General features: G+C 57.0%; 21 protein-coding genes. 13 read left to right on the top strand and 8 right to left on the bottom strand.

Annotated elements, in window-relative coordinates:
* Window position 1: 1 nt before the first annotated feature.
* From EQG79_RS25025 to EQG79_RS25015, 3 genes are all read left to right on the top strand, one after another.
* A complete protein-coding gene (locus EQG79_RS25025) occupies window positions 2-892 on the top strand; it encodes a LytTR family DNA-binding domain-containing protein (protein WP_129605302.1) in 891 nt (296 codons plus the stop codon).
* A gap of 132 nt (window positions 893-1024) precedes the next feature.
* Window positions 1025-2332: a hypothetical protein gene (locus EQG79_RS25020; RefSeq protein ID WP_129605300.1), complete on the top strand. Its 1308-nt coding sequence runs from the start codon at window positions 1025-1027 to the stop codon at window positions 2330-2332.
* A 116-nt stretch (window positions 2333-2448) separates the two neighbouring features.
* The gene (locus EQG79_RS25015; protein WP_129605298.1) at window positions 2449-3129 is read left to right on the top strand and encodes a DUF2306 domain-containing protein; all 681 of its coding nucleotides are present in this window, start codon (window positions 2449-2451) and stop codon (window positions 3127-3129) included.
* Window positions 3130-3145: 16 nt separating this feature from the next.
* Here the strand turns inward: EQG79_RS25015 and EQG79_RS25010 are convergent, their stop codons facing one another.
* The gene (locus EQG79_RS25010; RefSeq protein ID WP_129605296.1) at window positions 3146-3844 is read right to left on the bottom strand and encodes an SGNH/GDSL hydrolase family protein; all 699 of its coding nucleotides are present in this window, start codon (window positions 3842-3844) and stop codon (window positions 3146-3148) included.
* Window positions 3845-3932: 88 nt separating this feature from the next.
* Window positions 3933-5010 (bottom strand): peptide chain release factor 2 gene (gene prfB, locus EQG79_RS25005; RefSeq protein WP_129605437.1). Its coding sequence is split into 2 segments (ribosomal slippage): window positions 3933-4949 and window positions 4951-5010, totalling 1077 coding nucleotides; the frame shifts between segments, so codons are not numbered across the junction.
* Window positions 5011-5369: 359 nt separating this feature from the next.
* Between prfB and lpdA the strand changes: the two genes are divergently transcribed.
* The 3 genes from lpdA to EQG79_RS24990 all read left to right on the top strand — a co-directional run bounded on the left by lpdA (window position 5370) and on the right by EQG79_RS24990 (window position 11089).
* The gene (lpdA, locus tag EQG79_RS25000) at window positions 5370-6770 is read left to right on the top strand and encodes a dihydrolipoyl dehydrogenase (RefSeq protein WP_077923713.1); all 1401 of its coding nucleotides are present in this window, start codon (window positions 5370-5372) and stop codon (window positions 6768-6770) included.
* A gap of 222 nt (window positions 6771-6992) precedes the next feature.
* Window positions 6993-10112, top strand: a complete 3120-nt coding sequence (locus EQG79_RS24995; protein ID WP_129605294.1) for a PVC-type heme-binding CxxCH protein — start codon at window positions 6993-6995, stop codon at window positions 10110-10112.
* A 41-nt stretch (window positions 10113-10153) separates the two neighbouring features.
* On the top strand, window positions 10154-11089 hold the full coding sequence (locus tag EQG79_RS24990; protein WP_077923715.1) for a hydroxypyruvate isomerase family protein: 936 nt from the start codon (window positions 10154-10156) through the stop codon (window positions 11087-11089).
* 49 nt (window positions 11090-11138) lie between these two features.
* On the opposite strand, the gene EQG79_RS24985 is transcribed toward EQG79_RS24990, so the two are convergent.
* The 4 genes from EQG79_RS24985 to pnuC form a co-directional block, all read right to left on the bottom strand.
* Window positions 11139-11447: an isoamylase early set domain-containing protein gene (locus EQG79_RS24985; RefSeq protein ID WP_129605292.1), complete on the bottom strand. Its 309-nt coding sequence runs from the start codon at window positions 11445-11447 to the stop codon at window positions 11139-11141.
* 162 nt (window positions 11448-11609) lie between these two features.
* Window positions 11610-12578, bottom strand: coding sequence for an AAA family ATPase (locus tag EQG79_RS24980; protein ID WP_129605290.1), 969 nt, complete (start codon window positions 12576-12578; stop codon window positions 11610-11612).
* 47 nt (window positions 12579-12625) lie between these two features.
* Window positions 12626-13033, bottom strand: a complete 408-nt coding sequence (locus EQG79_RS24975; protein WP_129605287.1) for a lipocalin-like domain-containing protein — start codon at window positions 13031-13033, stop codon at window positions 12626-12628.
* Window positions 13034-13362: 329 nt separating this feature from the next.
* Window positions 13363-14040, bottom strand: a complete 678-nt coding sequence (pnuC, locus tag EQG79_RS24970; protein ID WP_077923718.1) for a nicotinamide riboside transporter PnuC — start codon at window positions 14038-14040, stop codon at window positions 13363-13365.
* Window positions 14041-14111: 71 nt separating this feature from the next.
* Between pnuC and EQG79_RS24965 the strand changes: the two genes are divergently transcribed.
* Window positions 14112-15305 carry a Gfo/Idh/MocA family protein gene (locus EQG79_RS24965; protein ID WP_077923719.1) on the top strand — a complete coding sequence of 398 codons (1194 nt, stop codon included), beginning with the start codon at window positions 14112-14114 and terminating at the stop codon, window positions 15303-15305.
* Between the two features lie 31 nt (window positions 15306-15336).
* On the opposite strand, the gene EQG79_RS24960 is transcribed toward EQG79_RS24965, so the two are convergent.
* Complete coding sequence (locus EQG79_RS24960) at window positions 15337-15804, bottom strand: Uma2 family endonuclease (protein ID WP_129605284.1); 468 nt, start codon at window positions 15802-15804, stop codon at window positions 15337-15339.
* A gap of 146 nt (window positions 15805-15950) precedes the next feature.
* Here EQG79_RS24960 and EQG79_RS24955 point away from each other — a divergent pair, with 146 nt between their 5' ends.
* The 6 genes from EQG79_RS24955 (at window position 15951) to EQG79_RS24930 (ending at window position 20548) form a co-directional block, all read left to right on the top strand.
* Window positions 15951-16733 carry an SDR family NAD(P)-dependent oxidoreductase gene (locus tag EQG79_RS24955; protein ID WP_077923720.1) on the top strand — a complete coding sequence of 261 codons (783 nt, stop codon included), beginning with the start codon at window positions 15951-15953 and terminating at the stop codon, window positions 16731-16733.
* Window positions 16730-17614 carry an ROK family protein gene (locus EQG79_RS24950; RefSeq protein ID WP_129605280.1) on the top strand — a complete coding sequence of 295 codons (885 nt, stop codon included), beginning with the start codon at window positions 16730-16732 and terminating at the stop codon, window positions 17612-17614. The genes EQG79_RS24955 and EQG79_RS24950 overlap by 4 nt, the downstream gene beginning before the upstream one ends.
* Window positions 17615-17688: 74 nt before the next feature.
* A complete protein-coding gene (locus EQG79_RS24945) occupies window positions 17689-18483 on the top strand; it encodes a sugar isomerase domain-containing protein (protein ID WP_077923722.1) in 795 nt (264 codons plus the stop codon).
* Window positions 18480-19007, top strand: a complete 528-nt coding sequence (locus tag EQG79_RS24940; RefSeq protein WP_129605274.1) for a GNAT family N-acetyltransferase — start codon at window positions 18480-18482, stop codon at window positions 19005-19007. Before EQG79_RS24945 ends, EQG79_RS24940 begins: the two co-directional genes overlap by 4 nt.
* A gap of 73 nt (window positions 19008-19080) precedes the next feature.
* Complete coding sequence (locus tag EQG79_RS24935; RefSeq protein ID WP_129605268.1) at window positions 19081-19449, top strand: nuclear transport factor 2 family protein; 369 nt, start codon at window positions 19081-19083, stop codon at window positions 19447-19449.
* A 70-nt stretch (window positions 19450-19519) separates the two neighbouring features.
* Entirely contained in the window at window positions 19520-20548 is a 1029-nt protein-coding gene (locus EQG79_RS24930; RefSeq protein WP_129605263.1) for a methionine synthase, read from the top strand.
* Window positions 20549-20687: 139 nt separating this feature from the next.
* Here EQG79_RS24930 and EQG79_RS24925 read toward each other — a convergent pair whose 3' ends face one another.
* Entirely contained in the window at window positions 20688-21281 is a 594-nt protein-coding gene (locus EQG79_RS24925; protein ID WP_077923726.1) for an acyl-CoA thioesterase, read from the bottom strand.
* Window positions 21282-21390: the final 109 nt, after the last annotated feature.

The raw sequence follows: 21390 nt of genomic DNA, 5'->3' as shown, positions 1-21390 counted from the left end.
TATGCTCCATCTCCTCCGTCAACCGTATCCATCCAGCGAATCGGCCGGTCGGCAGGTTCGAAAAGTGGCTTTCATCGGGTTGTTTGTAGGCCTGTTTTTGCTGACGTTCGAGCCGTTCGGGATCAACCTCTGGAATACCGACCACAAATCGCTCAAGCTGCTGGGCTTCGGCCTGGTCACCTTCGTGGTTACGGCGCTAAACTTTACGGTCTGGAATCGGCTGTTCCCGCGTCAGTTTTCGGACGAGCGCTGGACGGTAGGCCGCGAAATTCTGCTCATAACGGGTAATATTCTCCTGATTGCGCTGGCCAACCGGTTGTATATGGAGTGGCTGCTGCGCCTGGAGGGCTTGTCGTACTCGGTCAACTGGGTGAGCATGATCCTGATTACGTTCCTGGTCGGCCTTTTTCCGACAACGGGGGTGGTGCTGCTCAACTACGTTCGGCAGCTGAAGAAATACCGCGAGTCGGCCGCCCAGCTGCCGGTTCATCCGCCTGTTCAGCCGGGTATTACTCCCATCACGCCCTCGCCGACCGGTCATTCGTTAACGCTCGTTGCCGACAACGACAGAGACACGCTCAGCCTCGACCCCGCCGATCTGCTGTTTATCGAATCGAGCGATAACTACTGCACTGTGGTCTACTGGAAAGATACCGATCGGAGCAAACCCGCCAAACTACTGCTGCGAAGTAGCCTGAGCCGGCTGGCTGCGCAGATCGACGTACCCCATATTGTTCGGTGCCACCGGTCCTACGTGGTCAACCTCGACCGGGTAGAGCGGGTTACGGGCAACGCGCAGGGTTACAAGCTGCATCTGGCAGGTGGGCAGCTGGCGGTTCCGGTGTCGCGCCAGTACAATGATACGCTCGTGGCCGAGCTGAAATCGTTGTAGAACGTCCCGGCTGTTTGTCCCAAAGGCGCTATTTCTTTGCCAAACGCCCCAAACGCTGTTGTTTGTCCCTTCTTGCTACCCGGAACAGCCAACAAGCTTTAGGTTTGTGTCAGATCTATTTCTGCACAAGCCATGCGATTCGTTACGGTTCTCGTTTTTTTTCTGCTCGCTTACCAGCTGACGGCCCAGCCGGTCGATACGGTGTATACCACCACCTATCTAAAGAAAAGTACCTCTTTTGCCTGGACGACCTTTGGCGCCGATGTGCTGACGCTTGGGAGCGGCCGGGCCGATTACCAGACCCCCGAAGGCGACCGCCGGACGACTGATTTTGGGGCGACCGCCATGCCACGGCTAACCATCGGGGGTGTTCACTTCTGGGGCCATGCCGACTTTTACGTCTCCTTTCCGCTGCCGGTTCGGGTGTCGGCCCGGCCGTCGGTTTTTTCGGCCATGCAGTATCGGCAGGGCGTCGAGACGGGGGCGCGTATCTATCCGTTTCGGCTGCGGCCGGGTCGGCTGAGTCCCTATGCGGGCGTTAGTTTCCGGCTCCTGTCGTACGGTCACCAGACGGCCGGTACCGACTATGCCTACAAGTATCCGGAAGTGCAGCGGATGATTGTTCCCGTTCAGGCCGGTCTGACCTATACCACGTCGAAATACCTGTTCACGGCCGGGGTGCATTACCAGACTACCCGCCAGCTGCCCTACGCCATCTCGCCCACGGCCTTCGGCACCACCTCGTTCAACCCGGTTTCGGTCAACATAGGCCTGGTACGCTACATCGACTCCGACAGAAACCTGACCGAAGCCAAAGCCGTCGATCAGCTCAACATCAAGCATGAACTGCTGAAACGGAACCGGCGGCTCAGCGCCTGGTATGCCGGGTTTGGCCCGTCGGCGGCTTTACCGCGCCCGCTGAGCCGCTCGTCATACATGGAGCGGTACCGGCCCTACCTGAAGGGCGAAACCCTGGGCGGAATCATGCCCGATCTGGCGGCTGGTCGCTATTTCCACAAAGCCGACCTGAACGTAGGGGTGTCGTACCGGACTATGGGCGCCCGCAGCGACGGCTTCGACGCCAACGTTCGGTTCCGTCGTCACTCCGTTGCGCTCGAAGCGTACAAATACCTCTTCAACTACCTGGGGTTTGCGCCGTACGTAGGACCAACGCTCTCCATCGAACGCCTGTCGATGAACGATACCGGACAGCGTTTTCTGGAAACCAAACCGGCCGTTGGGCTGATCTTCGGCTGGGACATCCGGGTGACGAGTACCGAAGTGAACCTGCTCCGGACCAACCTGCGCTGGGTACCGAACCTGCACCTGAATGCCAACGGAGAGCGGGTCCTGTTCGACAATATCGAGTTCAACTTCATCCAGTACGTTCATTACTTCGGCCGCAAGGCCGTATACCGCCAGCATCGGGCCCGCCCCTGATGGGTTCTCTTTGTCAAACGTCCCAACCGTTGCTGTTTGGCCCTTTCGCCTTGTCGGTCGCGCCGGATCCGCCTACGTTTGTTTCATCGATCGCATCCCAAAAAAACCTGAAAACTATGAAAACGGTACTTGCTCTATTTCTGATCATTCATATTGGAACGGGCATAACGGCCCTGCTGGTTGGGCTGATTCCGATGTTTGCCCGGAAGGGAGGTCGCCTGCATAACCGCGCGGGTCTTGTGTTTGTCTACTGCATGATCACCGTAGCCATAACGGCCCTGCTGCTCTGCGTGCTGCAGCCGTTCAAGATGATGCGGCTATTCCTGACCGGCATTGCCGTGTTCAGCTTTTACCTGAGCATGACCGGCTGGCGGGCCACGAAACAGAAAGACGGACAAATCAGCGCGTTCGACCGGGGGCTGACCTACGCGACCATGCTCGTCAGCATCGGTATGATTGGTTTTGGGCTGTACCTGCTCATGCTGAACGGAGCGTCGTTCTTCCCGATCGTGTTCTCCTTCTTCGGGGTACTGACCTTTGTTTTTGCGGGGCGCGACCTGCAGGCCATGCGGCAGCCTGCCCGGAAGATGCAGTGGTATTTTCAGCATTTCACCCGGATGGGCGGGGCTTACATTGCCACATTTACGGCAGCCGTCGTTACCAATGTCGGACGAATTGCGCCAGCGGGCTCACCCGAATGGATAGGTACGCTCTTCTGGATCGCTCCGTCTGTAATTGGCAGCATCATCATCGGCCGGACCGTGCGGCACTATCTGATCAAGTTTAACCTGGTCTGATGGGGGCGGAATCCAGCTATCGGGCCAGGAGGGCTTTGGCCACGGGCAGGACTTTGTCGGCCCACAATTTCATCTGCTGACCCGAGTAGTGCAGCCCGTCGTAGGCAAAGGCGGTGCGGTTATCGGCAGCCTGGCGGGTCAGGGGGGTGATGTCGACGTACACCACATTGGCCCGGCGGCATTCATCCTGCGCGATGGCGTTGAAGGCGTCGATATCCCGGGCAATGCTGGCTTTGTCGCGGCCGGCGGCAAAGGGCGAAACACCCCAGTCCGGAATAGAGAGGACGAACACCCGGTCGGCCCGCTTGCCCGCAAACCGGATCGCCGTCTGTAACAGCGCCCTGAACTCAGTCCGGTAGCGATCCTGGCTTTGGCCACGGTACTGGTTATTGACGCCGATCAGCAGCGATACCAGGTCGTATGTTTTCTGATTACCACTTTGTTGGATAGCCTCCTGAAGCTCGGCCGTTGTCCAGCCCGTTCGGGCAATAATATCGGGAGCGGCCACAGCTATCCTGTCGTCGCGCAGGCGGTCGGCCAGCTGTACGGGCCAGCGCTCGTACTCCGACACGCTTTCGCCAATGGTGTACGAGTCGCCGAGAGCCAGGTAAGTAAGCGAAGGCGGGGCTGGTGCGGGGCTGGCAGGCATAACCGGTTCGGGTTGTGGCCGGGTGCAGGCCAGCAAAAGCGAGGTGATAATGAGCAGTAACTTCATAGGGTACGTAGCGGGCTGTTTACGGGATTACCTACGAGCCAGGTTGTAGACCGGATTGCCGGTAACCCCGCAAACGCCCTGCCGTACCTTACTCCTGTTCGAGCAGGAATGCTTTGATAAACGGGTCGATATCGCCGTCGAGTACCGCGTCGGTGTTCGACGTCTGATAGCCGGTGCGGTGGTCTTTCACGCGTCGATCGTCCAGTACGTACGACCGAATCTGCGACCCCCACTCAATTTTCTGCTTTCCGGCTTCTACTTCGGCGCGGGCTGCGTTTCGTTTCTGCACTTCAATCTCGTACAGCTTCGACTTCAGCAGGCGCATGGCTACTTCCTTGTTCTGCAGCTGGCTCCGTTCCTGCTGACATTCGATAATCAGTCCGGACGGGCGGTGCCGTAACCGAACGGCCGTTTCGACCTTGTTGACGTTCTGGCCACCCGCCCCGCCCGACCGGAACGTATCCCAGTCGATGTCGGCCGGGTTTACCTCAATCTGGATGGTGTCATCGACCAGCGGATAAGCAAAAACCGACGCAAATGAGGTGTGACGCCGGGCGTTGGAGTCGAAGGGCGAGATGCGCACCAGCCGGTGAACCCCGTTCTCGGACTTCAGAAAGCCGTAAGCCAGTGGCCCATCGACCTCAATCGTGGCTGACTTGATGCCGGCGGTATCGCCTTCCTGATAGTCGACCTGTTTGAGGGCATAGCCGTGTTTTTCGGCCCAGCGCATGTACATCCGGTAGAGCATGTCGGCCCAGTCCTGGCTTTCGGTGCCGCCCGCGCCCGCGTTGATTTCGAGAACCGCGCTGAGCTGATCTTCTTCATTGCCGAGCATTTTTTTGAGCTCGAGGTCGTCGAGGATAGCCGATACTTTCTGGCCTTCGGCATCTACTTCTTCTTCGGTAACGTCGCCGGCTTCGTAGAACTCGAAGAGCGTTTCGAGATCGCCGAACTGGCTGTTCAGTTTCTCGTAACCGCCGGTCCAGCCTTTCAGGGCGCGTACCTGTTTCATCACGCCTTCGGCCCGGGCCGCATCGGTCCAGAACTCGGGCTGGAACGTCTGCTGCTCGAGTTCGGCTAGCTGTTCTTTCTTGGCGTCGTAGTCAAAGATACCTCCTCAGGGCCTCTACTCTGGCCCTCAAGTCGGTCAACTGGTCAGTTGTCATGAACTTGTCGTAATTGATGGACGAATGAATGAGCCAAACCTGAACCCGCCTGCCGGCGAGCGTGCGTCGGCTCATGAATGCAAAGATAGAACAAAAGGAGCGGGGGGCCTTGTTTCTGCCGAAAGCGGATCGTTGCCAGAAAACAGGACGCAGCGGCTCGGCACGGCGTTTTTTCGGAGCGGCCGGCCGGGCCGGTCGCCATGGATTGCCCAAACCGGCTGATTTCGTACAGACCCGCTGGCCGGGTCCGGCACGAACCAACTTTTCGCCCTACCTTTGCGTTCTCAAACCAAGAGATTGTTGCAGACGGTACGCCGGAGCAGGGTACTTTTTTTAGTCTACATTTTTCATTCATAGAAATGGCTTCACAGTACGATGTAATCGTGGTAGGTAGCGGGCCGGGCGGATATGTTGCCGCCATCCGCGCTTCGCAGTTAGGTATGAAAACGGCCGTTATCGAGCGCGAGAGCCTCGGCGGTATTTGTCTCAACTGGGGCTGTATCCCCACCAAAGCGCTGATCAAATCGGCGCAGGTTTTTGAATACATCAAGCACGCCAAAGACTACGGTATCACCGTACAGGGCGAGTCGGAAGCTGATTTCGGCGCCGTTATCAAGCGGAGCCGGGGTGTTGCCGACAGCATGAGCAAGGGCGTTCAGTTCCTGATGAAGAAGAACAAGATCGACGTCATCAGCGGGAACGGGAAAGTAAAGCCCGGCAAAAAAGTAGAGGTGACCGGGGCCGATGGTAAAGCCACCGAATACGAAGCCAAACACATCATCATTGCCACCGGTGGCCGCGCCCGTCAGCTGCCGGCCGCTCCGATCGATGGTGAGAAAGTGATTGAATACCGCAAAGCCATGACGCTCGAGAAGCGGCCCGATTCGATGGTGATCATCGGCTCGGGGGCTATCGGGGTCGAGTTTGCGTATGTATATGCCAGCATGGGCACCAAGGTGACCATCATCGAGTTCATGCCCAATATCGTACCGGTCGAAGATGAGGATATCTCGAAAGAACTGGCCAAGAACTACAAAAAAATGGGCGTCCAGCTTTTCACCAACTCGGAAGTGACGAAAGTCGATACGAGTGGGAAAGGCTGCGTAGTAACGGCTAAAACGCCGGAGGGCGAGAAAACCTTCGAAGCCGATATCGTTCTGTCGGCAGCGGGTGTGGTCGCCAACATCGAGAACATCGGCCTCGAAGAAACCGGCATCGCTACCGACCGGGGCAAGATCGTCACCGACGATTACTACCGCACCAGCACCGAGGGCTACTACGCCATCGGCGACTGCACCAAAGGCCAGGCCCTGGCCCACGTAGCCTCGGCCGAAGCCATCATCTGCGTAGAGAAGATTGCCGGTCTGCCGCATGTTGAGCCGCTGAACTACAACAACATCCCGGGCTGTACGTACTGCACGCCCGAAATCGCGTCGGTAGGTTATACCGAGAAAGCCGCCCGCGACGCCGGGTACGAGCTGAAAGTCGGTAAGTTTCCGTTTACGGCTTCGGGTAAGGCCAAAGCCGCCGGTGCGCCCGAAGGGTTCGTGAAGGTAATTTTCGATGCCAAATACGGCGAGTTCCTGGGTGCTCACTTCATCGGGGCCAACGTAACCGAAATGATTGCCGAGGTCGTAGCCGCCCGCAAGCTGGAAACCACCGGCGAAGAAATCCTGAAGGCCGTTCACCCGCACCCAACCATGTCGGAAGCCATCAAGGACGCCACCGAGGCCGCTTACGGTGAGGCTATTCACTTGTAAGAACCCGCAAACGCCGTCTCGACGCGCGATCTGCAACTAGTACTACTGCCGCCAGTTCGATGCACTATGTGTGTTGGGCTGGCGGTATTTTTTTTGGCCTTTCTGCTTTTTACTGCGCCGGCCGCCGTGGTCTGGTTATGAACGCCGTCTCGCCCGGAAAATCCTTATATTTAGGCGGTAAAGTGCAAGATGTAAACCTATAATCTACTGACGATACCTTCCATGCGTAAACAAACTGTTTCTTTTCCGCGGACCGTAGCTCTCTCGGCGGCCGGGCTGCTGGTAGCCGGGGCTCTGGTCAGCGCCTATCAGAACCGGAGTCTGAACGGTGCTTCAGAAACGTATCTCACCAGCCTCTTTGCCCGGCTGACCGACGATGACAAGCGCGATCCGAAATATGCCGTCGGCAGCCTCAACGTCGCATCGGGTCTGGAAGCAACGCTGTTTGCAGCCGAACCCATGCTCACCAACCCGACCAACATCGACGTCGATGCGCGTGGCCGCGTATGGGTCTGCGAAGCGTATAACTACCGGCCTGCCATTACCGGAAACCCGACCCATAAAGAAGGCGACCGGATCGTTATTCTCGAAGACACCAACCAGGACGGCAAGGCCGACGTCAGCAAGGTATTTTATCAGGACCCCAGCATCGAGTCGCCCCTGGGTATCTGGGTGCAGGGCAACCGCGTTATCGTATCGGACAGCCCGAACGTATGGGTTCTGACCGACGATAACGGCGACGACAAAGCCGACCGTAAAGAGCTGCTCTTTACCGGGATTGGTGGCGAACAGCACGATCACGGCATGCATACGTTCGTCTTCGGGCCCGATGGTAAGTGGTATTTTAACTTCGGAAACGAAGGCCGGCAGCTGATGGACAAAGACGGCAACCCCGTTATCGACATAGCCACGGGCAAGGCCATCAATCGCCAGAATTTCAAGCAGGGGATGGTCTTCCGCTGCGATCCCGACGGGAAAAACGTAGAACTGCTGGGCCAGAACTTCCGCAACAACTACGAAGTGGCGGTCGACTCCTACGGGGCGCTCTGGCAATCGGACAACGACGACGACGGCAACAAGGGCGTTCGGATCAACTACGTCATGGAATACGGCAACTATGGCTATTCGGATGAGATGACCGGCGCGGGCTGGCAGGCTAACCGGACCAACCTCGAAGCCACCATTCCGCAGCGGCACTGGCACCTGAATGACCCCGGTTCCGTACCGAACCTGCTCCAGACCGGCGCCGGTTCGCCCACCGGTATTATCGTGTACGAAGGCAAGCTGCTGCCCCAGGTCTTTCAAAACCAGATCATTCACTGCGATGCCGGCCCGAATGTGGTTCGGTCGTATCCGGTAGAAAATGACGGCGCTGGTTATAAGGCCAGTATCGTCAACGTGCTGGAGGGCGTGCGCGACCAGTGGTTCCGCCCGGCCGACGTCTGCGTAGCGCCCGACGGCTCGCTGATCATTGCCGACTGGTACGATCCCGGTGTGGGCGGTCACCAGGCGGGCGATCTCAACAAAGGGCGGGTCTATCGGGTAGCGCCCCCCAACTCGGCCTATACGATGCCGAAAGTAGATGTGACATCTATAGAGGGCGCAATCGAGGCTCTGCAAAACCCAAATATGAACGTTCGGTATGCAGGCTGGCAGGCGCTTCATGCGCAGGGTACAAAAGCCGAGAAGTCGCTGGCCCGGTTCTACAAAGCCACCACCGACCCGCGTCAGAAAGCCCGCGCGCTATGGCTGCTGAGCAAGCTACCCGATAATAAATGGGCGCGCTACGTTACGGCGGCTCTGAAAGAAACCGACCCGAACCTGCGCATGACGGCCCTGCGCGCGGCTCGCCAGATGGGTAGCCAGGCTACGCTGGCCGCGGTAAAGCAACTCGTTGCCGATACCGATCCGCAGGTGCGTCGCGAATGTGCCATTGCCCTGCGTCGGCATGCATCGCCCGAAGCCCCCGCGCTGTGGGCCCAGCTGGCCGCCAAACACGATGGTAAAGACCGCTGGTACCTCGAAGCGCTGGGCATTGGTGCCGATGGAAACTGGGATAGCTATTACAACGCCTGGCTCGGGCTGATGAACAACGATCCGCTGGCCAACGCCGGTGGCCGCGATATTGTCTGGCGGGCGCGTACCAAAGCGTCGGTTCCACTACTGGCCAGGCTGGCCGGCGATAACAACTTTGAGTTGAAACAGCGGCTTCGCTACTTCCGGGCCTTTGATTTCAACCCCGGCGCTACGGACAAATCGAACGCCCTGCTCAGCATCCTGCAGGCCAGCAGCAACGGCAATAGCGCATCGGCCACCGACGTTACCAAGCTGGCCCTGCGCCACCTCGACCCAGCCTTCGTCAAAACGTCGCCCATCGCCACCAGTGCTTTGAACAAACTGATGAACGATGTGTACGGCACCCAGGAGTACATGGAACTGGTATCCCGTTATGAACCTGCGGCCGAAAACGCCCGGCTGCGGCAACTGGCGGTAGCCAAACCCCTCGACGGTCTGGGACGTGATGCCGCTCGGCAGCTGCTCAAGCAGGGGGGCGGTGCTATGGCCTGGGAAGTCGTCAATGGCAGCGATACCGAAGCCGCCCTGAGTATGCTTACGGCCCTGCGCCGGGTAGGCAGCAAAGAGTCGATCGAGATCCTAAAGTCGGTGGCGCTGGACGAAAAACGGGCAGTAGCCCTGCGCCGGGAAGCTACCCGGTCGCTGGGGGGCAGTAACGACGGCGAAGATATCGTCATTGCGCTGCTGAAATCCGGCGACATCAAAGGCGACTACAAAGCAGCTGCCGTTCAGGGGGTGTCGGGCGCCTGGCGCAAGAGCATCCGGAACGAAGCCGCCAAATACATAGACGGGGGAGCCGCTACGGGAAGCCGTAAACTGCCTGCTATGACTGAATTGCTGGCCATGAACGGAAACGCCATTACCGGCGCCACGGTGTTTAAGGCCAACTGCTCGACCTGCCACCAGATCAACGGCGAGGGCATGGACTTCGGCCCCAAGCTATCCGAAATCGGCTCTAAGCTGCCCAAAGAAGGTCAGTATCTGGCCATTTTGCACCCCGACGCCGGGGTTAGCTTCGGCTACGAAGGCTGGGAGGTGAAATTTAAAGATGGCAGCACCCTGTCGGGCATCGTGTCGAGTAAAACCGAAACCGACCTGCAGATGAAGTTTCCGGGTGGCGTGGTGCAGAACTACAAAATGTCGGACGTGGTGTCGATGAAAAAAATGGATTCGTCGATGATGCCATCGGGTTTGCAGGAGGCCATGAGCACGCAGGAACTGGTTGACCTGGTCGAGTACCTGGCCAGTTTAAAGAAAAAACAATAAGCTTTTGTCGACACGACAGGGCATCCCACTAAATCATTATTATGCAACGACGCAATTTTGTCAAATCGACGCTGGGAGTGGCAGGGGCCGCTTTTTCTGGAGAAGCTGTAGCCGGCAACTGGCATTCGCAGCCCGCACTACTGGCCAAGAATTCATTCAAACTCAAGTACGCTCCTCATATCGGCATGTTCGAGAACAGCGCCGGGAAAGATCCCATCGATCAGCTTAAGTTCATGGCTGATATGGGCTTTACCGCCCTTGAGGACAACGGCATGATGGGACGCGACGTGGCCATGCAGGAGAAGATGGGTAAAGAGATGGCCCGGCTGGGTATGACCATGGGCGTATTCGTGCTCGACAAAGGTGGAAACTCGCAGAATACGCTGGCAGCCGGCAAACCGGAGTATATCGATATTTTCCTGAACGGCTGTCGGCGGGCGGTCGAAACGGCCAAGCGCGTTAACGCCAAATTCACCACCGTTGTGCCCGGCGATTTCGAGCGTAACCTGCCCATCGGTATTCAGACTGGCCACGTCATCGACGCGCTGCGCCGGGGGGCAGAAATTCTGGAGCCGGCCGGTCTGGTCATGGTACTGGAACCCTTGAGCGACTCGCCCAATCTGTTCCTGCGCACGTCAGACCAGACGTACGAAATATGCCGGGGTGTCAACAGCCCATCGTGCAAGATCCTGTTCGACATTTACCACATGCAGAAAAACGAAGGGCATATCATTCCGCATATCGACTGGTGCTGGAAAGAGATTGCCTACTTCCAGATTGGTGATAACCCCGGCCGGAAAGAACCGACCACCGGCGAGATCAACTACAAAAACATTTTCAAACACATTTACCGCAAGGCAAAGGCCGAAAATAAGGAGTTTATTTTCGGTATGGAACACGGCAACTCCATGCCGGGTAAAGACGGAGAAGCCGCGCTGATCAAAGCGTACCTCGAATCAGACAGCTTTACCATCTAGGCTGAAAACAAAAAAGGGCTGCGCTGGCAGCCCTTTTTTTGTTAGCTCTTTACAAGACTACTACCGAGTTCTCTTCACCCGCAATACCGCTGGCAACGTATTTGTCAGCAGCCCAGTCGTTTTCCCATTTCGTGCCATCGAGGATGTAACGGAATTGATACTCGCCACCAATGGGCAGTTCAACCGTGGTTTTGTACGAACCATCTTTTTGCTTTTTCAGCACCTGGGCAGCGGGATCCCAGTTGTTGAATTCACCGGCCAGGGCGACCGTTTTGGCACCATTGACGGCTTCGGCGGGCAATTCAAACGTTACTTTTGCAATAGGCTTACTTTTTAGAAACTGTTTGGCAACTGCCATAGTAGATCATTGTTTGGTTTGACGCAAAATTATATCACAAAAAAACTAAGATAATAATTATCAGTAGGTTAAGCATTAATATTCTTTTAATAGTACTATTTGTTTTTTTTAGATTTATATTTATCTACCAAACTCGCAGATTAATTTATGAGGCTGGCTGGCTTATCGATCTAGTAGTTTATTGGCCAGTTCACGAATCGTCTGCAAGCGCGCTGTGAACGAGCCGCTTACGATTTTGTAATCCAATTGTCGCCGGTCTAACTCCGCCCGAAACCGGTTCATCATGTCAACGCGCCGGTGGCCCAGGTCGCGCAGACCGTCGGCTACCCAGGGTACATCGATGTCGAGCAGCACATAGGCATCGTAACGTACCTGCTTTTCGAGTTCGTAAAGAACGGGGGGTATCTGGTGCAGGTAGATATCCGAGTAGATCTGGGTCGTAATCAGATCGGTATCGCAGAAAAGTATCCGGTTGGCTCGCTGTTGGGCGGCCTGAACCGCTGCCGTCTGTGCGTAACCGATCCGGATGATGTCATCGGCCGTAAACTCGTTGGACGTGATCATATCGCGGGCTACTTCGGGTACAAACGTAGTATCGAACGCCAGTGCCAGCTGCCGGGCGGTGGTGGTTTTTCCCACGCTCTCGGGACCGTACAGACAAATTTTCCGGACAAAATACGGGCGCACCAGGGCCGGCAGATAGTCCCAGAAGCGGGCGGGATTTTGTCGGATCTGAGTGGCTGATACCGGAACCTGCTGCCGTGCCGGATCGAACGATACGTAGCGCAGGCCGCTGTGATAGGCCAGGGGGAGCCCATAGGCTTCGGAAGCGAAAAAAACGCTGACCGACGGAAACCGGCGTTTGATAAAAGCCGCCCACAACTTTGTCGCTTCATGAAGCGGTAGCGTCGGGTCGTGGAAGTCGTCGGCTTCGGCTACTACCTCGATGGTCGGGTAGGGAGCCAGCAGCTCGGTGAGCCAGGCCAGCCGTTGTTCGGGCGCGATCGGGTCCGCATCCGTGTAGCTCATCGATACAATGAGCCGGTCGCACTGCTGGCGGGCAAAGTCGATGAGTGCCAGATGCCCTGTATGAACCGGCATAAACTTGCCGAAAACCAGTCCGGTTGTCATGCCTCCTGATGCAAAAAATCTAGTTCTGTCGGCGGGGTACGCCAGTTTTACTGCCGGACAAACACGTAATCGCCGGTGCTGAACGGCCGAATGACGATGCGGTTACTGGTCAGAAACGTAAACGGCATCAACCGCCCGTTTGACGACGACATGCAACCGGCTATAATGCGAACGTCATTGCCCTCTACCGCATACCGACCGGGACCGCAGCCCAGAAACCCGTATTCAACGGGGATCGTATTCTCGTAAAACTCGGTAAAGGCCCCGCTGTGGTCAAAGGTAATAAATACACCCTTTCCCGACGGAATAGTAACCGTCGTACAGGTCGAGCTGGTAGCGGGTTTGCAGTAAGTGATAAGTCGCCAGGTGCCGGCAAGCTGATCGGCCGGGTCGGGGTTGTCGGTTGAGCAGGCGAGGCCGAAACCAAGCAGGATGAGGTAGAGGTACGATTTCATATCAATCTGATTCACAGATTTTCGAATTTTCCCCGGGTTGAAACCCGGGTCTATGCATGGTCAGAACAGATTGCGGTTCGCATTGAGCTAAACCCATGAATAGACCCGGCATTCATGCCGGGTATTTTGTATACCGATTTCCCTAGGTTTAAACCCGGGTCTATTCATGGTCAGGACAGGCCCGGATTTGTATTGAGCTAAATCCATGACTAGCACCGGCATTCATGCCGGGCATTTTTATATAGATTCGTCGGATTTCAACCCGGGTATTTTACAAATCGATGCCCCGGATTAATCAGACCCGGGTGGGCGGTAAAGCGTTGTAATGGTCAGGGATGCAGCGGGTTAGGCTGGGCGTAGCCACGATACTCGCGGGTCCAGTTCCAGGCGCCGAACAGAGCTACGAAGCAGAACAGGAAATACTCGGCCGCTACCAGTTTGACCCCTTTTACGAAGTAGATGTAGGTCAGAATAGCGTCGACCAGCAGCCAGACGTACCAGCATTCGACGCGCTTTTCGATCATCAGAAACGTAGCCAGAATGCTCATTACGGTCGTAAACGAGTCGATGTAGGGGAAGGCGCTGGGCTGGCTGAACAGCACGGGAAACCAGGCGTGCAGATTGCTGGCAAAGGTACCGAGCAGTAGGGTAGCGACGCCAGCCGCCAGGGCCCAAACGGTAAACTGACGCGTAGGCATACGGGTGATGCGCAGCTCCTGGTGCTGGTTGGCTTCGTCGGGTTTAGGGTGTTTCCAGCGCCACCAGCCCTGCAGGTTCGTGATCAGAAAAAATACCTGCAGAAACATGTCGGGGTAGAGCTGAATCTGGTAAAACAGAAAAAAGAACAGCACCACACTGACCGCACCGATGGGCCAGCTCCAGACATGGGCCCGCGCCGATAACCATACCGCCACCGCCCCGCTCACGACGCCGAAGAACTCCAGATAACTCATGGGATAGCCCCAAAGCGTAAAGAAAAGCGTGTCGATGTCAAAAAAGTCAGGCATTCGGGCAAGTAATCAGCGGATGTTTCAGCGTTTAGAAAGACGAAAGTACGCTTAAAACCCTTTTCGGACTCATGCAAAAAATTGCTATGCTCGGGGGCGGCTTCATCGGTCGCTTCTATGCCGACTCCCTTCACGGCCAGCGCAGCCGCGACAAAGTGGTGGCTATCTACGCCCGCCGTGAAGAAACCGCCCAGAAATTTGCCGATGATTACGGCTGCTCGTTCCTGTCGACAAACATGGAGGAGGTAATCGCGCACCCGGACGTGACGATGGTCTGTATTGCGTTGCCCAATAACCTGCATGCACCCGCTGTTGCGTTATGTGCCAAACACAAAAAGAACGTTGTCTGCACCAAACCCCTGGGGCGCACCGCCGAAGAGGCCCTGCAGATGATGAAGCTGGTTGAAGAAGCCGGTATTTTCGGGGGCTATCTGGAAGACCTGTGCTACGCGCCCAAGTTCCTGAAGGCGCTCGATACGGTAAAGAACGGGGCGCTGGGCCGGATTCTGTGGGCCAAGTCGCGCGAGACGCACCCCGGTCCGCACTCCAACTGGTTCTGGGATAAGGAACAGGCCGGGGGCGGCTGTATGCTCGACCTGGGCTGCCATTGCGTAGAAATTGCGCGCAACTTTATCGGTAAGGAGGTTCGGCCGGTCGAGGTGATGTGCTGGGCCGCTACGCAGGTGAAACCCATCGATGCCGAAGACCACGCCATCGCGCTGGTGAAGTACGAGAACGGGGCCATCGGGCAGTTTGAAGTGAGCTGGACATTCCGGGGTGGTATGGACCTGCGCGACGAAGTGATGGGCACCGAGGGCACCATCTGGATCAATAACTTTCTACGAACCGGCTTTGAGATGTTCACGACCGGCAAAGCGGCCGACTACGTAGCCGAGAAGGCCGAGAGTAATGCGGGCTGGCTATTTCCGGTTGGCGATGAGGTAAACGACCTGGGCTATAATCACATGTTTACCGATATGTTCAGCGCAGCCGAAGAAGGCCGCCAACCCGCCGAAACGTTTTACGATGGCTACGTCGTGAATGCGATTCTGGATGCCGCTTATAAGTCGGCCGAAACAAAACAGTGGGAGCCGGTACAACTGCCCGTATGGCGGGGTCAGGAAGGCTTGTCGCAGCAGACGACGCTGACGGATTACGACGCCGACCACTACCTGATCAAGGAAGAAATCACCCATGACGGGCGGCATAAGGTCATTCTGAAAGAAAAAGCTGGCGGTAAAATCGTCGAGCGCGATCTGGCGTAAGGAGCAGGGGCGCTGGCTCTGGTCAGCGCCCTTATCTGAACAGGTAGCCCAGGTCAATCTCCAGACTCGTTACCGGGTCGCGGAGAATACCGCTTGTCCAGGTTTGCATAGAACCGTCGGGAAGTACAATCTGGATGATGCGCAGGGTAGGAATAACAATCCAGACGACCTGAACACCCGCCGGAAAATATTGCTTTAGTGCCTTGTCTGTCAGATCGGTAACGGCTTGTTTGGGCGACAGGACCTCTACCGCAATAATAGGTGCCTGCGTAAAATAAATGATGTCGTTGAACCAGTCGGTGGGCATCTTTTTGTAAACAGCCACATCCGGTTTGCACTTACCGGTTATCAACTCCAGCTCCAGCTCCGGAAGTATGTCATAGTCACTGTCGTACCGGTCGAGGGCAACGCTTAGCCTGTGAATGAGTTTAGAGTGGTTCAACGACATGATGTCTTCAGACTGGTATGCTTCGATAAAATCGGTCTGATTGGTCTCCATAACGAACGGGGTTTGGTCAAAGATAACAAAAGTTGACGATCCGTTTGGGGTTGAATAAGCCCGGCCATGAAGACACAGGATTGGCAGTAGCCAATCAATTTTGTTTCTTGCAGGCCTTAAATCAACAAGCACAACGTCGAATCTCAATGTGGTTAGAAAATAAGCGAATTGTAGTGGTGGGCGGCACAACGGGTATGGGCCTGTCGGCTGCCCTGGCATTTGTTCAGGAAGGCGCGCAGGTCGTTGTGGTAGGTCGTAATCCCGACAGCTGCGCGGCTGCCGAAAAACAGCTCGACGGTAACGGACTGGCGATGTCGGGCGATGCGTCGGACCCACAAACGGCTCCGAAAGCTATTGCCCTTTGTCAGCAGATCTTTGGTGGTTTCGATGGATTGTATCACGTAGCGGGTGGTTCCGGACGCCGGTTTGGCGATGGACCCCTGCATGAACTGACCCTTGATGGGTGGCACTATACCGTCAACCTGAACCTCACCTCGCTGATGCTGTCGAATCAGGCCGCCGTGCGGGCGTTTCGGGCGCAGCGGTCGGGCGGTACCATCCTCAACATGGGGTCGGTGCTGGGGTCGCATCCCTCGCCGGTTCATTTCGGTACCCACGCCTACGCGGCCATGAAATCGGGGGTGATCGGGTTTACCCGGTCGGTAGCAGCCTATTACGCTAACGACAACATTCGGGTCAACGTGCTGGCGCCGGCGCTGGTCGAAACACCCATGGCGCAGCGCGCGGCTACCGACGATACCATCCTGGCCTTTACCAAAACCAAGCAACCCCTCGACGGTGGTCGCATCGGGCAGCCTGACGATCTGGACGGAGCCGCTATTTATTTCATGTCAGATCAGTCGCGCTTCACAACCGGTCAGGTGCTGACGGTTGACGGCGGCTGGAGTGTTAGCGAAGGACAACTATGAACGCAATCGGCATCGACCTCGGCGGCACCTGGATCAAGGGTGTGCTGATGGATATGCAGACCGGCCAGATCGGTAAACAGCTCTATCATCCGACCAATGGGGAAAAAGACTGGAAACAGGCCGTTGCCGAAACGGTAGCCGAGCTGCGCGAGGCTGCCACAACCGGAGTGCTGGCCATTGGTTTGTCGGCGCCCGGTCTGCCCGATGCCGGTAACCAGTGCATATCGTTCATGCCGGGTCGGCTGGATGGGCTGGAGGGTTTTTTGTGGAGTAACTTCCTGAAGGCGCCCGTGCATGTTGTCAACGACGCACACGCGGCCTTGCTGGCCGAGGCTCGTTTCGGGGTGGCCAAAGGGCTGAAAAATGTGGTGATGCTCACGCTGGGTACGGGCGTTGGCGGTGGGATCCTGATCAACGGAAAACTGTATCAGGGTAACCAGCAGAAAGCCGGCTCGCTGGGACATATCACCGTCACCGCCGAAAGCGACCTGAGCATTACGGGTCAGCCCGGTAGTCTGGAAAACGCCATCGGCAATGCCACCATCGAAAAACGGTCGCAGGGGCGATTTACGTCGACTTACCAGCTGCTCGAAGCCTATAAGCGGGGCGACTATCTGGCGCAGTGGGTATGGCTGTCGTCGGTACGGCATCTGGCCATCGGCATCTGCGCGCTCACCAACGCCTTTTCGCCCGAACTGGTCGTGCTGGGGGGCGGTATTACCCAGGCCGAAGAGGACCTGCTCAGGCCCCTGGCCGAGTTTATGGGGCTGCACGAATGGCGACCCGGCGGGCAGACAACGCCCATCAAAATCGCTCATTTCGGTGATATGGCGGGCGCTATTGGAGCCGCCAGCTTCGCCATCCAGCGTACGGCCGACTGAGGGTCACCTCCCATTCTGTAAGTTATCGGGCTAGTATACATCAGGTTTATCGGTTCAATCCGTATTTCGCTCTCATGACGGTTGAGTACATTCAAAAATGCCGGGCTATTCTCGACACGGTCGAAGCCCAGACCGAATCAATTCAGCAGGTGGCGCGCTGGTACGCCGATACCATCCTGGCCGGGCGTATGGTTCACGTGTTCGGATCGGGCCACAGCCGGATCATGGTCGAAGAAATGTGGCCGCGCTACGGGTCGTTTCCCGGTTTCAACCCCATCGTTGAGCTGTCGTTGACCTTCCATAACCTGGTTGTAGGGGCCAACGGGCAGCGGCAGGCCATGTTTCTCGAAAACGTACCGGGGCTGGCCGATCGCATCCTGCGTAACTACGACCTGAGCGAACAGGATTCGGCCCTCGTTATCTCATCCAGCGGCTGCAACGTCGTACCCATCGAAATGGCCGAGCTGTTTCAGCAGCGGGGCGTTCGGGTTGTCGCGCTCGTTACCAAAGCGCACTCAGACGCCAGCACCAGCAAACGGGCCGACGGTAAAAAACTCAGCGATTTCGCCGATCTGATTCTGGACACGGGCGCCCCCGTTGGCGATGCGATGCTGACCGTACCGGGACTCGACACGCCCGTAGCGCCGGGCAGTACGGTAGGTGGCGCTGTTATCGTGAATAGCATCAAAGCCGAAGTAGCCCGGCTGTTAACCGAAGCGGGTCACCCGCCCACCGTACTCAGTGCCGGTGTGCTGGTCGGGGCCGACCGAGCCGTTTCGCTGTTCGAAAGCGCTTACGACGAACACGCTCACCGGTTGGCCCGGCTGTATGCAAAGGTCGGGGTGCCTAGCTATGTGAGCGGGCTATGATGGAGACCGCCCGCCTGACTCTGTTGCCGTTGACACTGGATCAGCTTCGGCTGCACGTAGCCGATGGGCACCGGCTGGAGCAGGCGCTGGGGTTGCAGAAAGGACACCGTAAGGTAACTGAGCCGCTACTCAGTATTATCAGGCATTACACGATACCCCGCCTGAGCGATCCCAGACTGGACCCGATGTATCATACGATCTGGATCGCCATCGACCGCGACCGGCAGCAGATTGTGGCCGATGCCAAATTCAAGGGCGAGCCCGACGAAACCGGTGCGGTCGAGATCGGGTACGGCACCTACCCGGCTTTTCAGCGACGTGGCTACATGACCGAAACCGTAAAAGGTCTGGTCAGCTGGGCCAGTCAGCAGCCCGACGTCCGGCGAGTTGTGGCCGATACCGATGTGGAAAATACGGCGTCGCAGCGGGTGCTGGAAAAAGCCGGGTTTCGGCTGTTCGATCGTATCGAGACCATGTTATGGTGGGAGTACCTGATCGGTCAGGAAACCGGTAGCGCTGAGTAAACAAATCCGGCCTGGTACTTACCTCCCCAACAGCGGTCATACGCCACCCCGGTCATGAACTTTGTTTTAACCTATGGAACAGCTCATTCGACAATACATAACGGCCTACAACGCCATGGACGTAGCCGGCATGATGGCCCTCCTGCACGATGTCATCGTATTCGAAAACGTCTCGAACGCGTCGGGTATCACGGCTACCAGCGGCAAGGCCGAGTTTGAGGCCCTGGCCCGTCAGTCGCTGGGCGTCTTCAGAAGCCGCGAGCAGCGCATCCGTTCACTGACCCTCGGTGACCGTACGGCCGCGGTAGAAATCGACTACAGCGCCATTGTAGCCGTCGATTTGCCCAGCGGGCTGAAAGCCGGGCAGGCGCTCATGCTGCGGGGCGTTACCATCTTCGCCTTCAGCGATGGTAAAATCAGCCGCATCAGCGATTATAGCTAGCTAAAGACGGGGGCGGTGCGGAGCACTCCGACCAGCCTCCCGCTTTTCATCGTTCATTTCTTCGTTTCCTATGCAACCCATTCCTATCAAAACTACCGTTGTCGGGTCGATGCCTTTTCCGGGCTGGCTGGAGTTTTCGAGCCAGAACCTGAGTCAGTTTGGTCCGGCCGATATCAACGAGATGATCGAAGACGCCGTAGTGACGTCCATTCATGATCAGGTGTCGGCGGGCCTCGATGTCATCACCGATGGTGAACAGACCCGTTTCGATTTCAACCTGTCGTTCTACGGCTATATCAACGGCATCCAGAATAACGATACCGAACTCCGGCGCTACGGCCCGCCGGCCCACGACCAGCGTGGTAAACACAACATCGTGGAGGCCCTGACGGCCCCGCGCGGGCTCGGCGTCGTGGAAGAATACCAGCGGCTGAAACGACTCGCGCCCGACGGGCAGGGATTGAAAGTATCCATTCCGGGTCCATACACGCTGAGCGGCCGGTTGCTGCCAGGCAGTCTGTACAAAGACCGCTGGGAAGTCACCGAAGCCCTGCTGCCGCTGGTCCGCCAGGAAATTGCCGACCTGGTGGCGCTGGGGGTTCCGGAAATCTGCGTCGATGAGCCATCGATGTCATGCTACGCCTATCGGGAAGATACGAAGCGGTTTGTCGATATTTTTAACCGGACGGTAGCGCCGGGCGTCGGAAAGACCCGGCTGTCGATGCACCTCTGTTTTGGTAACTATAAAGGCCGGTCGGTGGGTAAAAAGACCATTGCCCCCATGCTGCCCGACTTTCTGGATATGACCGTCGATGAACTCCATTCTGAGATGACGATTCTGAACTTTTCGGAAGTAAATCTGCTCGAACGGTTCGCCGAGAAATTCGATGTGGCCGTAGGCGTCATTGATGTGAAGAGCTATTACATCGAAACCCCCGACGATGTAGCCGAGCGGATTCGGAAGTGCCTGCCCTACGTTCCGGCCGAAAAGCTGGCCGTAGCCCCCGATTGCGGGTTGAGCCAGACCGCCCGCTGGGCCGCCAAACAAAAGCTGGCCAACATGGTAGCCGGCGCCAAACTGGTGCGTGCTCAACTGTAAAAACGCGAAGGGGATGTGCGTTGTAGTCCGCGTCCTCACCGGGACGCGTAGTCCGGGACGCGTAGTCCGGGACGCGTAGTTGGACCACTTGTCCGGATGGTTTGTTGCTGACGCGCGTGAGACGCGAGGGGTCGCGTCTCTACGTGCGTAGCTGTTCTCGTAGGGCGTCGGTCATTTGACAGCGTTCCTGGGTTAGCTGGCTGATGTTTTCGTTGAGCAGCATGCGGTTCCGGGCGTTGTTGAAATGTTCGCTGTAGGTGATGCGGAGCTCTTTCCGCTTCCTGCTCTCCAGAAAACGACGGGCATCGTCGGGCGTTTCGAGCAGCAGGGGCGGTACCGTTGTCGGCTTGTCAGCATCGTCTTTCGCGACCATCGTGAAGTAGCTGGTATTGGTGTGCTTGACGAAACCCGTTTTGACATTTTCGGCAACGACTTTAATACCCACAACCAGCGACGTGCGCCCTACGTAGTTGACCGATGCCATCAGCGATACCAGCTCGCCCACCTCGACCGGCTGCCGGAAGTCGACGCCATCGACCGACACCGTAACGCAGTAGGTACCGGCATGTTTGGCCGCGCAGGCATACGCTACTTTATCCATCAACGACAGCAGAATACCACCGTGAACGCGCCCGCCAAAATTGGCATAGGACGGAATCATCAGCTCGGTCAGCGTGGTGCGTGAGTAGCTAACGGGTTTGGCATCGGGATGATTTGCGGAGGTAGAGTTCATGAAGTTAATCGGATTGGGTACAGAATAAGGCAAATATGGGCGAAACCAACCGGAAAAAAGCCATGGCTGACCGGCGCGCTCCGGCCCAATAAACAAAAAGCCAACCCGC

The organism is Spirosoma sordidisoli (assembly GCF_004138325.1).
GTDB classification, from domain to species: Bacteria; Bacteroidota; Bacteroidia; order Cytophagales; family Spirosomataceae; genus Spirosoma; species Spirosoma sordidisoli.
The sequence above is the reverse complement of the archived record's forward strand: the minus strand, read 5'-3'. Positions and strand labels throughout refer to the sequence as shown.

What these genes read in the sequence shown, in the direction of transcription:
- EQG79_RS25025 (WP_129605302.1), top strand. Translation starts at nt 2, where the DNA reads ATGCTCCATCTCCTCCGTCAACCGTATCCATCCAGCGAATCGGCCGGT.
- EQG79_RS25020 (WP_129605300.1), top strand. Translation starts at nt 1,025, where the DNA reads ATGCGATTCGTTACGGTTCTCGTTTTTTTTCTGCTCGCTTACCAGCTG.
- EQG79_RS25015 (WP_129605298.1), top strand. Translation starts at nt 2,449, where the DNA reads ATGAAAACGGTACTTGCTCTATTTCTGATCATTCATATTGGAACGGGC.
- EQG79_RS25010 (WP_129605296.1), bottom strand. Translation starts at nt 3,844, where the DNA reads ATGAAGTTACTGCTCATTATCACCTCGCTTTTGCTGGCCTGCACCCGG.
- lpdA (WP_077923713.1), top strand. Translation starts at nt 5,370, where the DNA reads ATGGCTTCACAGTACGATGTAATCGTGGTAGGTAGCGGGCCGGGCGGA.
- EQG79_RS24995 (WP_129605294.1), top strand. Translation starts at nt 6,993, where the DNA reads ATGCGTAAACAAACTGTTTCTTTTCCGCGGACCGTAGCTCTCTCGGCG.
- EQG79_RS24990 (WP_077923715.1), top strand. Translation starts at nt 10,154, where the DNA reads ATGCAACGACGCAATTTTGTCAAATCGACGCTGGGAGTGGCAGGGGCC.
- EQG79_RS24985 (WP_129605292.1), bottom strand. Translation starts at nt 11,447, where the DNA reads ATGGCAGTTGCCAAACAGTTTCTAAAAAGTAAGCCTATTGCAAAAGTA.
- EQG79_RS24980 (WP_129605290.1), bottom strand. Translation starts at nt 12,578, where the DNA reads ATGACAACCGGACTGGTTTTCGGCAAGTTTATGCCGGTTCATACAGGG.
- EQG79_RS24975 (WP_129605287.1), bottom strand. Translation starts at nt 13,033, where the DNA reads ATGAAATCGTACCTCTACCTCATCCTGCTTGGTTTCGGCCTCGCCTGC.
- pnuC (WP_077923718.1), bottom strand. Translation starts at nt 14,040, where the DNA reads ATGCCTGACTTTTTTGACATCGACACGCTTTTCTTTACGCTTTGGGGC.
- EQG79_RS24965 (WP_077923719.1), top strand. Translation starts at nt 14,112, where the DNA reads ATGCAAAAAATTGCTATGCTCGGGGGCGGCTTCATCGGTCGCTTCTAT.
- EQG79_RS24960 (WP_129605284.1), bottom strand. Translation starts at nt 15,804, where the DNA reads ATGGAGACCAATCAGACCGATTTTATCGAAGCATACCAGTCTGAAGAC.
- EQG79_RS24955 (WP_077923720.1), top strand. Translation starts at nt 15,951, where the DNA reads ATGTGGTTAGAAAATAAGCGAATTGTAGTGGTGGGCGGCACAACGGGT.
- EQG79_RS24950 (WP_129605280.1), top strand. Translation starts at nt 16,730, where the DNA reads ATGAACGCAATCGGCATCGACCTCGGCGGCACCTGGATCAAGGGTGTG.
- EQG79_RS24945 (WP_077923722.1), top strand. Translation starts at nt 17,689, where the DNA reads ATGACGGTTGAGTACATTCAAAAATGCCGGGCTATTCTCGACACGGTC.
- EQG79_RS24940 (WP_129605274.1), top strand. Translation starts at nt 18,480, where the DNA reads ATGATGGAGACCGCCCGCCTGACTCTGTTGCCGTTGACACTGGATCAG.
- EQG79_RS24935 (WP_129605268.1), top strand. Translation starts at nt 19,081, where the DNA reads ATGGAACAGCTCATTCGACAATACATAACGGCCTACAACGCCATGGAC.
- EQG79_RS24930 (WP_129605263.1), top strand. Translation starts at nt 19,520, where the DNA reads ATGCAACCCATTCCTATCAAAACTACCGTTGTCGGGTCGATGCCTTTT.
- EQG79_RS24925 (WP_077923726.1), bottom strand. Translation starts at nt 21,281, where the DNA reads ATGAACTCTACCTCCGCAAATCATCCCGATGCCAAACCCGTTAGCTAC.